The organism is Vreelandella vilamensis, assembly GCF_031451755.1.
Lineage (GTDB): Bacteria > Pseudomonadota > Gammaproteobacteria > Pseudomonadales > Halomonadaceae > Vreelandella > Vreelandella vilamensis.
Genome location: NZ_JARWAN010000022.1, coordinates 1 through 13,079, shown reverse-complemented (window position 1 = coordinate 13,079; position 13,079 = coordinate 1). Strand labels below are relative to the sequence as shown.

Sequence of the window (13,079 nt, the reverse complement as noted above, 5' to 3'; positions counted from 1 at the left end):
ATTGTATCAGGGCTTCGCGCTTAGGGCGCCCTTCCTTGCTTTCTTCTCATGCGGCAAGTCCCATGTGGCAATTCTTATGTGCCAAACAGATGAGACTGATAGAATACGCGTTAACGCAATAAACGCACTGTATTGAGATCACGCTATGACACGTAGAAAAAAGAGCCGCTCGTTGGCGGACAAAGTCACCATCCGTACCGGCCGTCGTAAAGATTACAAAAAGTGGCGCCATGATAACCCTGAACAAGTGGCACCATCGCGTCGCTTTGTGGCGAAAAAACAGCAGCAACGCAAGCTTCAGGCAGCACGCAAGATGGCACGCCAAGAAAGCGGCCAACCGATTTCCATCCACCCTGATAAGCAGGATAAGAAAGAGGATTCATAATGCGGTTGGTCTCGTTCAATATCAATGGCATTCGCGCACGCCTGCATCAGCTACAAGCGCTGATCGATCACCACCAGCCAGATGTCATTGGTTTGCAGGAAACCAAGGTACAAGATAGCGAGTTTCCGTTAGAAGCCGTGGAAGCGATGGGGTACCACGTATTTTATTACGGCCAGAAAGGCCACTACGGCGTCGCTCTGCTCTGCCGCCAGAGGCCGGAAAGCGTATTTTACGGCTTTCCCGACGATGAGGAAAATGCCCAACGTCGCATGATCGGTGCGCGCTTGCGCAGCGAAGACGGTGAAACGGTCACGGTTTGGAACGGCTACTTCCCCCAAGGCGAAAACGTCACGCATCCGACTAAATTCCCGCACAAGGAGCGCTTTTACACCCAGCTTTCTCAGCTTCTGCAGCACTATCATCGCCCCAATGAACTCGTCGCGGTGATGGGTGATTTCAATATTTCGCCGGAAGACCAGGATATCGGCATTGGCGAGGCTAACCGTAAACGCTGGCTGCGCGAAGGCAAAACGAGCTTTCAACCCGTTGAGCGCGAGTGGTTAACGTCCATTAAAGCTTGGGGGCTAAAGGACAGCTATCGCGTTTGTCATCCCACGCGCGATGACCATTTCAGCTGGTTTGATTACCGCTCAAAAGGCTTTGACCGCGACCCTAAGCGCGGGCTTCGCATTGATTATATTTTGGTCACCGAGCCGTTAGCGCGCCTAATGCGTGACGCCGATATTGACTATGAATTGCGCGCGATGGAGAAACCCTCCGATCACGCACCAACATGGTCAACCTTTGACCTCACCCTGACGACGGTAAACGCAGGCTAGCGAGCCACTGCTGCGCTTTATCATCGCCTAGCGCCACGGCACGTTCAAAAGACGTCACTGCTATCTCATTGCGGCCCCAGGCGAAGGCATGCTGCCCTAGCAAACGCCACTCGTCGGCGGCACGCGTTAGCTGCGCTAAGGCGTGTTGGCTAGCGAGTGCCTGGTCGATATCGCGCGCCTGCAGCCAGCTCTGGGCCACTAGGCGCAGCGCCATTTCACTATAAATGACACGCCCTGATGCCAACGCCGCCTCCAGATACTCAGCCGCGCGAGCGGGCGTGCCGGCAAGCCGGTGCAGCGCGATAAGCTGCCAAAAATCGTCGGCGGTGGTGAAAATCCCTAGCTGCCAGGCGGTATCCCAAAGCGCCGCGGCCACCTTTAGCTTGCCTGCGCGCTGAGCGAGGCGAGAAGCTCGCCGCCATTGAGACGGCGCAGGCGTTTCGCCAAGCGTGGTTAAGAGTCCGTCAAGCGCGCGCTCCGGCTGACCGGCGTTAACATAGACCGCCAGCGCCAGCTCGCGCTGTTCGTCGCTTTTTACCGACTCATTTATCCCCTCTAGTCGCTCGGCGGCGGCTTGCCACTGTTTATCTTGGGCAAGCCAACGCACGAGCCGCCAACGCTCTGCTTCTGTATCAAGCTTACTTTCGCTTTCGTGCGCATTCACCCAACGGGAGAGCAAATCCACCGCGCTTTGTCGCTGGCCCGCTGCGCGGCGTAGTTTAGCCTCTTGCAAAAGCCAGCGCTTTACCGTGTCTGCGTCATTGATACTTGGACGCGCTGCCGCTAACTGGTCTGCGGCTGCTGCGTAACGCTCGACGCTTGATAGCGCACTTGCCGCCAATTGACGATACAGCGCACTGGCAAAGCGATCCGTCGTGTTGCCGCCTGCAAAAAACTGCGCTTGCGCCAGCGCACGCTCAATCACCGCGTCGTACTGCTGCGCCTCCAAGCGCTCCTCCACCGCATTGAGATCGGTTATCACATCTTGCGGCAACGCCGGGCTCGCCCCAACAGAGGCACTGCATAACAGTAAAATAGCGAATAAACAGGCGTGCGCTCGGTTCATCATGCGTATTACCTCAGCTGAAACTCGATGCGCTGGGTGGCCAGCCTGCGCTGCTCGCTAGGCGCAAATTGCCACTGCGCAATGGCCTCGCGGGCGGCGCGATCAAACACCTGCCGCGGCTGCGCTCGAGAGACTTCGATAGAGGACGCTTCAACGCGACCGTTGCGGCGGATAATAAAGCGCACCTCGACAAAACCCTCTAAGCCACGCCGCTGGGCTCGCGAAGGATACACGGGGTTAACCCGGTTGGCGGGTGAGACTTGGCCTACGCTCACCGGCTCATCTGATGCGGTCTCGGCGGAGACGTCTGGACTCGTCGTCTCCCCCTGGTTGATATCTTGCGATGCCGAAGCGCTCTCCTCACTCGCTTGCTCACTGGGCGCCTCCCTCGGCGTCGGCTCGGGTGTTGGCTCTGGAGTTGGTTCAGGCTTGGGCGTCGGCTCGGGTTCAGGTGTTGGCTCGGGCGCCACCTCTAGCGCCGGCAGGCGGCTGTCAAGTTCAACGGGAGGCTCAGGTGTATCAGGAACCTCAAGCGACGGCATGGCGATCTGGCTCTCGGCAACGGGCGAAACAGGCGGCGCCGGTGGGGGTGGCGTCTCAGCCACTGGCGTCTCGGGCTGTGTGGCTGGCACCTGCGCGGCGGGTGCGGGCGGCTCTACCAGCGTCATGACCATTTCTTGCAGTGGTTCGGGCTCGGCCTCCGGAGGCGCAACCAGCATTGCCAGCAGCCACAAAAGCCCCAGCGCCAGAAACATTCCCGACAGCAGCGAAAGCCCACTACGGATCATCGCTCGCCTCGGCTAGCCGCCACCGCCACCTGATCGACGCCAGCGCTCTGTAGTCGGTCCATGACTTCGATCAACACACCGGTCGTGGCATCACGATCGGCTTGAATAACGACCGATCCCTCACCGGTCAAGATATCAGCCACGGTCTGCCCAACGCGGTGCAGGTCAACCGGGCGACCATCGACCCAGACCGCTCCCTCTGGCGTGACCGCCACTAGCACTTGTGCATCGGGCTGGGGGCTTGCGGCACTGGATTCAGGGCGTTCAATTTCCACGCCACTTTCTTTAATAAAACTGGTGGTGACGATGAAAAAAATCAGCATGATGAACACCACATCCAGCATCGGCGTGAGGTTAACCTCGGTGCTTTCAGCGGTGGACTCCATGGAACGGCGTCTACGCATGATCATCCTCCAGCGCTTTTGCCAAACGGTCGTGCAGGCGCTGATCCTCGCGCCGAATCACATGCTCAAGGCGACTGATAAATAGCAACCCGACGACAGCAATCGCCATGCCGGTCAGCGTTGGCAGCGTGGCACGCGCTACACCATCGGCCATCGCACGCGCCTGATGTGTATCGCTAAGCGTTAGGCTATCAAACACGGTGATCATGCCGGTCACGGTGCCCAAGAGCCCTAACAGCGGACACAGTGCGACTAACAGCTTGAGCCATGGCAATGGGCGGCGCAGGCGGGCAACGAGCTCTTGCGCCCAGACATCGCGCAGCGTATGGGCGCTCCAGCTGCGGTGATCCCGGCGCGCGGCCCAGCGGCGCACCAGCCGCCGACGCGCTATCCGCCAAGTGATGCGGTAGAACCACCAGCGCTCAATGGCTAGCGCAAACACTACCACCGCCACCACCCCCAGCAGCACCAGTACCGGGCCGCCAGCGTCTATTAGCCGCTCAACCGGCTCAGGTTGAAGAGTCTCAAACCAAGGAGGCAGGGCGAGCATCTTAAGCCTCCGCGTTTATCAGGGTTTCGTTTGCATCAAGGTGATCCGCCAAGGCAGCACTGGCCTGTCCTTCGATCACCTGCGTAAGTGTTCGGCTACGGCTGGATAGCGCCGTTTGTGCAAACAGCAGCGGTACCGCCGTTACCAAACCCAACACCGTGGTCACCAGCGCTTGGCTAATACCGCCCGCCATCAGCTGCGGATCACCGGTGCCAAACACAGTGATCGACTGAAAGGTCACAATCATACCGGTGACGGTACCGAGAAGACCCAATAACGGCGCAATGGCGGCCAGCAGCTTCACCAACGGTTGCCCACGCTCAATACGCGGGAGCTCTGCCAATACCGCTTCATCTAAACGCGCCTCTAGCGCCTCAGGTGCCAAGTGTTTGTCCAGCCCCGCAAAGCGTAGCAACACGCGTCCGAGGGGGTTATCTGCCGATAAGGTGTCAGGCTCACGGCGTTGGCGGCCTACTTTCATGCTAACCCCTACCAGATAGAGATATTGCACAAGTGCCACCAGCAAACCAAGCCCCCCCAACGCCACCACGATATAACCAACATAGCCCCCTTGGTGAAAACGCTCTATCAGCGAGGGGCGCTGCTGTAGCGCAGCTAAAACACTTCCTTGCGTCGGGTCAACCGCCATCGTGCGGCTGTCTCCCGCCGCGAAAGGCGCTAGCCACTTTTTCACTTCCGCAGGGGTATCCGCCTGCAGTGCCAAATGATCCGGGTCGTTACCGGGCTGCAGTAGCGCTTGAGGGGTAAACGCGGCAAAATCCCCTAGCCGGATAATATCTCGCTTGGCCACCTCGCCACTGGCATCCGCTACCGGCAGCGACAGCTTCTGCGCTTGCCCACTGGCTGCCGTAAGGGCAGCAAGGCTATCCACCACGGTTTCAACGTGCTGGCGCTCCAATACATCGGCCTCTTCCAACCGGGGTGGCAAGGGGGAATCACCTAGGGCGAGCCAGCTGTCTTCCCCCAGAGCATTTCGAACTTCGCTGGCATGGCGTTTTAGTTCATTCAAGAAAGCCGCAATAGCCTCATCCTGCTCGCCCTGCCGGGCGGACAAGCGCGCCTCTACCATGGCCTGTGCGCTTTCTTGAACGCGCAGCGCCTGCTGCTTCTGTTCGGCCACCTTATGCGCCTCACGCGCCTGCTCAAGCTCGCGCGTCAACGCCTCATCACTCTCCAGCAGACGCATGAGCCTCTGCTGATCGCGCTGCTGCGCTTCTTCGCGCGCTTCTCGAAGTGATACGATTTCATTCCTGTCTACGTGACCCTGAGACGACGTCCGATCCTGGGTCTGAGCATGAAGGGTAGCGCTAACCGAGAGCCCCAACACCAGCGCCAGCAGCATTTTCGTGACACGAGCTGTTTTGTTTACGTTCACTGCTCGCCTCCCGCTTCGCTTTCAGACGCTGAGGCGCTAGTGGATTGATCGGCAACGGTGACGGAGAGCGGCAATGTCAATAGCGCGGGGGCACGCTGATCATTGGCCATGCGTAGGCCATGGCGAACATCACGCCGTGCCGACTCGTCCAATGACTGCCAGCGCGACGCTTCGGCCAGCCAAACACCGCCCTCTTGCCCATCGGGACTCAAGTAATAGAAGCCAATGCGCCCGATACGCAGAAAATCCACTTCACGCTCACCACTCTTGGCAGCCAAGCGTCCGCGCCAAGTATCTACCTCGCGCCCATAGGCAAATTCTTGGCGCCATACGCCCAATAATTCACTAATGCGCTCAACGCTTTCAAGCCCCTCGCTATCGATTAAAACGACACGGGCCATCCGCTCGTTTTGCAAAAACGGTAAATCACGCTTGATCCACTGCGTTAACTGACGCGTCATGTCGGCTTCTATTTGCGGTAGTGCCGCACGCGTTTCTTCCAGTGTATCGAGGGCATTCGACATACGCTGCTGGCGGGTTGCTTGCGTAGTTAAACGCGCGGATAGGGCACTATTTTCCCGCGTTAACAGACGCGTTTCGCGTTCAAGCTGGCGCAGCTCTTCCAACGTGGCACGCGTCTGTTCGTCCGCAGCATCAATCTGGGTTTGTAACGCTGCCTGAACTTGCTGTGCTTTCACACCGTCGAGGACAATATCCTCGTTCGCCATTAAAGGTGCACTGAGTACGCTGCACGTAATAGCCGTGCTCGATAGCGCTACGCAAAGCCTACTGATCACGTCCACTCTCCACCCCAATGTCAAAGTAAAGAAGTTATCAAAAGCGGGCCGGCAGCTAATGTTAGCTGCCGGCTATTTAATAACGCCTTAGATTCGATAACGATTTTCGTTTATCGCTACAGAATACCATCCCCTTTATAAATGACAATATTTATCATTAGCGCTACTTTATCATTGACACCATAGGCGGCGTTAAAACGCCCAGTCTTCATCTTCCGTAGCCACTGCCTTACCGATGACATAGCTGGAACCGCTGCCCGAAAAGAAGTCGTGGTTCTCGTCGGCGCCCGGTGACAGGGCGGCCATGATGGTGGGGTCGACGTCCGTGGTGTTCTTGGGGAACAGCGGCTCAAACCCTAAGTTCATTAAGGCTTTATTGGCGTTGTAGTGCAGAAATTTTTTCACGTCTTCCGTCATGCCGACTTCGTCATAGAGCGACTGCGTGTAGCGCACTTCGTTTTCGTAAAGCTCGAACATCAGATCGAACGCAAAGGCTTTAATTTCTTCTTGGCGATCCGCACTGGCCTCTTGATACCGCTGCTGAAACTTATAGCCAATGTAATAGCCATGCACCGCTTCATCGCGAATGATCAACCGAATCAGGTCAGCGGTATTAGTGAGCTTGGCATGACTCGACCAATGCATCGGTAGATAAAATCCTGAGTAGAATAAAAAGCTCTCCAAGAACACGCTGGCAATCTGCTGTTTCATCACGTCATCAGCGTCGTAACGCTCAAGGATGAGATTGGCTTTATTTTGCAGCTGCGGGTTCTCTTCGCTCCAGCGAAAGGCGTCATCGACCTCCCGAGTCGAACACAGCGTGGAGAAAATCGAGCTGTAAGACCGGGCGTGAACCGACTCCATAAAGGCGATGTTGGTGTAGACCGCCTCCTCGTGAGGCGTTCTGGCACTTTTCATCAGCGTGGGTGCCCCCACGCTGCCTTGGATGGTGTCTAGTAGGGTGAGCCCGGTGAATACCCGGATTGTCAGCTGCTTTTCGGCGGCGGTAAGGGTCTGCCACGACGGAATATCGTTGGACAGCGGCACCTTCTCGGGCAGCCAGAAATTGCTGGTCAGGCGGTTCCACACTTCGAGGTCTTTGTCGTCCTCGAGGCGATTCCAGTTAATGGCGTTAACTCTTGATAACATGATTTCTCCTTACAAGCTGCACGACACGCAACCTTCGACTTCGGTGCCTTCCAGCGCACTTTGGCGCAAGCGGATGTAATAAAGCGTCTTGATGCCTTTTCTCCAGGCATAAATCTGCGCCTTGTTGATGTCCCGCGTGGTGGCGGTATCAGGGAAGAACAGCGTCAGCGACAGCCCTTGGTCGACGTGCTGCGTGGCCGCGGCATAGGTGTCGATGATCTTCTCGGGGCCGATCTCATAAGCGTCCTTGAAGAATTCAGCGTTTTCATCGTCGAGAAACGGCGCCGGGTAATAGACGCGGCCCAGCTTGCCCTCTTTACGTATTTCAATTTTGGCCGCGACCGGATGGATACTCGCCGTGGCGTTGTTGATGTAGCTGATCGAGCCGGTGGGCGGCACGGCCTGGAGGTAGCGGTTGTAGAGGCCATCAGCCTGTACATATTGCTTCAAGGTGTGCCAATCATCCGCGGTGGGTATGTGGATTCCGCTCTCATCAAACAGGTTGCGAACGCGCTCCGTCTTGGGCTCCCACACCTGATCGGTATACTTATCAAAGAAACTGCCATCGGCGTAGTTTGAGGTTTCGAACCCTTCAAACGAACGGCCACGCACTTTAGCCAGTTTATTTGAGGCTTTCAGTGTGTGGTACGCCATGCAATAGAAGTACATATTGGTGAAGTCGATGCCTTCTTCACTACCGTACTCGATGTGCTCGCGGGCCAGGTAGCCATGCAGGTTCATCTGCCCTAACCCGATGGCATGTGCCTTGTCGTTACCGTTGACGATGGACGGCACGCTCTCCAGGTTGCTCATCTCAGAGACGGCAGTAAGGCCTTGCACTGCTGCATCAACCACTTTTTCAAGGTTACCGCTGTCCATCACGTTGGCGATATTCAAGCTACCCAGATTGCAGGAGATATCCTCGCCGGGTTCTTTCACGCTGAGGTCAGGATGATAGGTTGTCGGCTTGTTGACCTGAAGAATTTCGGTGCAAAGGTTGCTCATGTTGACCCGCCCTTCGATAGGGTTGGCCCGATTGACGGTGTCCTCGAACATCACATACGGATAGCCTGACTCAAACTGCAGCTCGGCCACCGTCTGAAAGAAGGCGCGAGCATTGATCTTGGTCTTGCGAATGCGCGAGTCATTGACCATTTCCGCGTATTTTTCCGTGACGCTGATATCGGCAAATGGCACGCCGTAAACGCGCTCGACGTCATACGGCGAGAACAGGTACATATCGTCGTTATTGCGGGCCAACTCAAAGGTGACATCGGGGATGGTCACGCCCAACGACAGCGTCTTGATGCGGATTTTCTCGTCCGCGTTTTCCCGCTTAGTATCGAGAAAGCGCATGATATCGGGGTGGTGAGCGTTGAGGTAAACGGCCCCAGCCCCCTGACGAGCGCCCAGCTGATTGGCGTAAGAGAAGGCGTCTTCGAGCAGTTTCATAATCGGCACGATGCCGGAAGATTGGTTCTCGATGTACTTGATCGGCGCGCCCACCTCGCGGATGTTACTGAGCACAAAGGCCACGCCACCGCCGCGCTTAGAAAGCTGTAGCGCTGAGTTAATCGAGCGGCCGATGGACTCCATGTTGTCCTCGATACGCAGCAGAAAGCAGGAAACGTGCTCACCGCGCTGCTTCTTACCACAGTTGAGGAACGTCGGGGTCGCTGGCTGAAAGCGGCCGGTAAGCATCTCATCGACAAGGGCGCTGGCTAGCGTCTGGTCGCCATTCGCCAAGGTCATGGCTACCATGCAGACGCGGTCCTCAAAACGCTCCAAGTAGCGCCGACCGTCAAATGTCTTCAGCGTGTAGCTGGTGTAATACTTAAAGGCACCCAAGAACGTGGGGAAGCGAAACTTATAAGCATACGCCTGCTTAAATAGTTCTTTGATGAAATCAAAGCCGTACTGCTTGAGCACCTCGGTTTCGTAATAGTCATTCTCAACCAGATAATCGAGCTTCTCTTCCAGCGAGTGGAAGAACACGGTGTTTTGGTTAACGTGCTGCAGGAAGTATTGGCGGGCGGCCTCTTTGTCCTTGTGCAGTTGCAGCTTACCCTCGTCGTCGTAGAGGTTAAGCATAGCGTTAAGGGAGTGGTAATCAGACACGATCTAGCTCCTGATAAATGATGGCGACGTCTTCTGGCGTGCCGAGTAGCTCAAAGCAATGGAGAAGCGGCACCTGGCATTTGCGGGCCACGATGTGGGCCCCCAGACAGTACGCAGTACCGAAGTTAGTGTTGCCAGCCCCGATCACGCCGCGAAGGTGGCGGCGATTGCGTTCGTCGTTGAGAAAGTGGATCACCGGCTTGGGTACCGCACCTTTGACTTCGCCACCTCCGTAGCTGGGAAAGATCAGCACATAGGGCTCGGTGGCTACCGGTAGGGATTCCCCAGACTCAAACGGGATGCGCTGGGCATCACGTTGGAGCTTCTCAACCAAGCGTCGGGTGTTACCGGACTTCGTAGAGAAGTAGACGATCTGGGTCATAGGGCTTTAATGCGATCCGGTTGAAAACCTGACCAGTGCTCGTCACCGGCCACGACGACAGGGAGTTGGCGATGACCTAGTTGCTTTAATTCTTCTCTCGCTGACGGTTTCTCATCTATATCAATAACGGTATAAAAAATCCCCTGTTTATCCAGCGCCCGGTAGGTGGCAGAACACTGGACACACGCTGACGCGCTATAGACGGTAATAGACATAACTTCCCCTGAAACATGAAAACGCCGACTCCCGGCAACGGGCAGGCACAATATGTAGTATTAACCTGCAACTCAAAACGCAACACACCATATATATAGTACCCATTATTTTCAATAGCACACTATGTGGTATTAAGATGAGTTTTTTTCATCATCAGCGAAAGCAGTCCTCAAGATCCGCCATGACGTGCGAGGAGACGTGCGAGCAAAGGAAGGAGAGATGGATAGCCAAGCGTGCCTTAGCCCCTGTTCAGCAATATCGAGTAGGGTGAGGCGTTACCGCCTCGTCCCTCTCACAGAACCGTACATACGGGCCACGTATACGGCTCATGCCATTAACTTACCCCGAACTCGGGGACAGTAATGCCCGTTTTGACCTTGGTTAAGTCCATCAACCTCAGATCGTCATGCAGGTAGGCATTGGGTATCGCCAGATGAGCCAGCGGTGACGCCGCGTTTCGCCAGCTTTGCATCTTGATGAACTGGAACGGCGGGCGGTAGCCCAACTGTTTCAGTCTTCGATGCAGCCGACCCGGCTTCTTCCACTGCTTGAGCTGGATGCAGCGCAGTCGACGTCTGACCCAGCTCATCACCTGTTTCAACACCCGTGCGCAGTTTGCTACCCGGAAGTAGTTGGCAAAGCCCCGTAGCACAGGGTTCAGCTCGCGGATAATCGCCGCAAGACCCGCACCTCGATTACGCTTCGTCAACGCTTTCACCTTCTGCTTGAGTTTCACCACCTTCTTTTCCTGGATGCGGGTGTACTTGGTGTGGATCACCACGCCCAGGAACTTGATCCCCTCATCGCTGTGCGCGATGTGGGTTTTGGTGGCATTGACTGTCAGCTTCAGCGCACCTTCCAGATACCCTTGAGCCACCCTCAACGCATTCTCCGCTCCAGACCGTGAGCAGCATAGGATCAAGATGTCGTCCGCGTAGCGGACGATTCGATGACACCGCGCTTTCATGAACTGGTCGAAGGCGTCCAGGTAGACGTTGGCAATCAGCGGACTGATCACGCCACCCTGTGGGCTGCCCAGTGCCGTCTCTTCAAGGTGGAACCCCACCATCACGCCGCTTTCCAGGAACTGGCGCAGCAGCGACAAGACACTGCCGTCCGTGATCCGTTGTCGGAACTGGCGGATGATCAGGTCGTGGTTTAACGTGTCGAAGCATTTCGACAAGTCCATATCCACTACCCACTCACGCCGGTAACGGCGGACAAACAGCTCCGCCTTGCCGATGGCATGGTGACCACTGCGTCCCGGACGATACCCGTAGCTTGATGGGTGAAAGTCCGGCTCGAAGATCGGTTCAAGGATACGGCGCAACGCCTGTTGCACGACTCGGTCTCGAACCGTTGGAATACCCAGCAGACGTTCTCCGCCGTCGTCTTTGGCGATGGCAACGCGTCTGACGGGCTGCGCTTGGTAGCGCTTTTCCTTCAGTTCAAGTAACAGGCACGACAGCTCCACCTCCAGATTCGCCTCGAACGCACCTAGGCTCTGCCTGTCAATTCCAGCCGCACCTTTGTTGCGCTTGACGTGTCTGAAGGCTTCATACAAGCGCTGCTTTGACAGCAATTGCCCGTAAAGACTGTAGTATTTCCTCATGCCTGCTCATCTCTGTGATGACGGCTTCGATCGTCGGTCTGGCTGCTGGTCTGTTTCAAACGACCCGTCCGGGTACTAGCGCTCTGGCAATCTGCCGCCACGGTGTCGTTCTACTCCCTCGTTCGGTGAGAGCCAAAGCGACTGCGTTCCCGCAGCACCTCAACTCACGTCCCTGCCCCGTCGGGCAGCTTGTGAACGCAGCGTCGACCTTCTCTCGTCGTCCGCCACTCTCGTTAATGACTTCCGCCCTTCGCATCCGACCAAGGCTTTTGACCCTGCCCGGTCCGCTGAACCTCCGCCAGCGGTCGTTCCGGTTTTCTCCTCCACGCTGTTACCAGGCTTCACAGGCCGGAACTTCGTCACTACTACGGCTTCATCTGCCACCTCACACCCGACACGCCCTTGGCTTTCACCTTGCAGCGTGCCTTCCAGCCAAACTGGATACGGTGTCAGGCTTCCCCGGTTACTGCACCGGCTCCCTGTCAACGATGCCACCCTCAAACACAGCACAGTGAAGTGGCTTAATGGATGTGACCAACCCAGTTAAGGAATAATACCCTCAACTGGAGACTGTGCTACATGACTGCAAAAAAGAAGTATTCAAAGGAATTCAAGCTGGACGCCATTAGCCTCGTGTTAGAGCAAGGCTACAGCCGAGCGGAAGCCGCACGCAGCTTAGGCATCAATGCCAACATGGTAGGTCGGTGGATCAAAGAGCAAGAGCAGGCGACCGACGACGGGCAAGTATTTCGCGGTAACGGCAAGTTAACGCCGGAGCAGGCTGAGATTCGCCAGCTGCGTGAAGAAGTGCGACGTCTGAAGATGGAGAAAGATGTCCTAAAAAAGGCGACGGTCTTCTTTGCCAAGGAAACGCGGTGAAATACGCGTTCATCACCCAACATAAGAAGACCTGGCCGATCGCTTTAATGTGTCGATTACTGGGTGTAAGCCGCAATGCCTACTATAGGCACAGACGGCGCTATCAAAGCCAACCGCCAGCCCCTGAGCACCAAGCGTTGTTGGCTGCGGTCAAAGATATCGCTGAAGCGAGTGGCTACAGCTACGGAGCGCGGCGAATGAAGGGAGCACTCAATGCCCTGGGCTACCCAGTGGGCCGTAGGAAAGCCCGGTCGCTGATGCGCGAGGCCGGCGTAAGCGCGCGCTACCGCAAGAAATACAAGGTGACGACTAATAGTCACCACCAACAACCGGTATTTGCAAACGTGCTGAAGCGAGCGTTTACCGTGGCGGCGCCGGATCAGGCGTATGTATCTGATATTACGTATAGTGTGCCTCGACCCTGACGGCTGCGGGAGGCAGTTGAACGGGCACAAGCATGACTGGAATACCTTCGTGTCGAACAGGGTGTTCCCAACG

At 56.4% G+C, this 13,079-nt stretch carries 13 protein-coding genes and 1 pseudogene; 3 read left to right on the top strand and 11 right to left on the bottom strand.

The annotated features are described in order from the left end of the window. The first annotated feature begins 145 nt into the window (after positions 1-145). Together QC823_RS12710 and xthA are read left to right on the top strand one after the other, a co-directional pair. Positions 146-385 carry a hypothetical protein gene (locus QC823_RS12710; RefSeq protein ID WP_309656725.1) on the top strand — a complete coding sequence of 80 codons (240 nt, stop codon included), beginning with the start codon at positions 146-148 and terminating at the stop codon, positions 383-385. After that, the gene (gene xthA, locus QC823_RS12705; protein ID WP_309656724.1) at positions 385-1,224 is read left to right on the top strand and encodes an exodeoxyribonuclease III; all 840 of its coding nucleotides are present in this window, start codon (positions 385-387) and stop codon (positions 1,222-1,224) included. Before QC823_RS12710 ends, xthA begins: the two co-directional genes overlap by 1 nt. Here xthA and QC823_RS12700 read toward each other — a convergent pair. From QC823_RS12700 to ltrA, 11 genes are all read right to left on the bottom strand, one after another. Continuing rightward, positions 1,196-2,293: a hypothetical protein gene (locus tag QC823_RS12700; RefSeq protein ID WP_309656723.1), complete on the bottom strand. Its 1,098-nt coding sequence runs from the start codon at positions 2,291-2,293 to the stop codon at positions 1,196-1,198. The genes xthA and QC823_RS12700 overlap by 29 nt on opposite strands. A gap of 5 nt (positions 2,294-2,298) precedes the next feature. Further along, the gene (locus tag QC823_RS12695; RefSeq protein WP_309656722.1) at positions 2,299-3,078 is read right to left on the bottom strand and encodes an energy transducer TonB; all 780 of its coding nucleotides are present in this window, start codon (positions 3,076-3,078) and stop codon (positions 2,299-2,301) included. After that, positions 3,075-3,482 carry an ExbD/TolR family protein gene (locus QC823_RS12690; RefSeq protein ID WP_309656721.1) on the bottom strand — a complete coding sequence of 136 codons (408 nt, stop codon included), beginning with the start codon at positions 3,480-3,482 and terminating at the stop codon, positions 3,075-3,077. The genes QC823_RS12695 and QC823_RS12690 overlap by 4 nt, the downstream gene beginning before the upstream one ends. Continuing rightward, on the bottom strand, positions 3,475-4,032 hold the full coding sequence (locus tag QC823_RS12685; RefSeq protein ID WP_309656720.1) for a MotA/TolQ/ExbB proton channel family protein: 558 nt from the start codon (positions 4,030-4,032) through the stop codon (positions 3,475-3,477). Before QC823_RS12685 ends, QC823_RS12690 begins: the two co-directional genes overlap by 8 nt. A gap of 1 nt (position 4,033) precedes the next feature. Then, a complete protein-coding gene (locus tag QC823_RS12680; protein ID WP_422823660.1) occupies positions 4,034-5,395 on the bottom strand; it encodes a MotA/TolQ/ExbB proton channel family protein in 1,362 nt (453 codons plus the stop codon). A 29-nt stretch (positions 5,396-5,424) separates the two neighbouring features. Further along, complete coding sequence (locus QC823_RS12675) at positions 5,425-6,225, bottom strand: DUF3450 domain-containing protein (RefSeq protein ID WP_309656718.1); 801 nt, start codon at positions 6,223-6,225, stop codon at positions 5,425-5,427. 192 nt (positions 6,226-6,417) lie between these two features. Continuing rightward, a complete protein-coding gene (nrdF, locus tag QC823_RS12670) occupies positions 6,418-7,374 on the bottom strand; it encodes a class 1b ribonucleoside-diphosphate reductase subunit beta (protein WP_309656717.1) in 957 nt (318 codons plus the stop codon). Positions 7,375-7,383: 9 nt separating this feature from the next. Further along, positions 7,384-9,492, bottom strand: coding sequence for a class 1b ribonucleoside-diphosphate reductase subunit alpha (gene nrdE, locus QC823_RS12665; RefSeq protein ID WP_309656716.1), 2,109 nt, complete (start codon positions 9,490-9,492; stop codon positions 7,384-7,386). Continuing rightward, a complete protein-coding gene (gene nrdI / locus QC823_RS12660) occupies positions 9,485-9,874 on the bottom strand; it encodes a class Ib ribonucleoside-diphosphate reductase assembly flavoprotein NrdI (protein WP_309656715.1) in 390 nt (129 codons plus the stop codon). The genes nrdE and nrdI overlap by 8 nt, the downstream gene beginning before the upstream one ends. Then, positions 9,871-10,089 (bottom strand): glutaredoxin-like protein NrdH, encoded by a 219-nt coding sequence (gene nrdH / locus QC823_RS12655; protein WP_309656714.1) that lies wholly within the window; start codon positions 10,087-10,089, stop codon positions 9,871-9,873. The genes nrdI and nrdH overlap by 4 nt, the downstream gene beginning before the upstream one ends. Positions 10,090-10,424: 335 nt before the next feature. After that, positions 10,425-11,702: a group II intron reverse transcriptase/maturase gene (ltrA, locus tag QC823_RS12650; RefSeq protein ID WP_309656713.1), complete on the bottom strand. Its 1,278-nt coding sequence runs from the start codon at positions 11,700-11,702 to the stop codon at positions 10,425-10,427. Between the two features lie 579 nt (positions 11,703-12,281). Here ltrA and QC823_RS12645 point away from each other — a divergent pair. Next, a pseudogene (locus QC823_RS12645) lies at positions 12,282-12,988 on the top strand (IS3 family transposase); the annotation flags it as partial. Positions 12,989-13,079 lie beyond the last annotated feature (91 nt).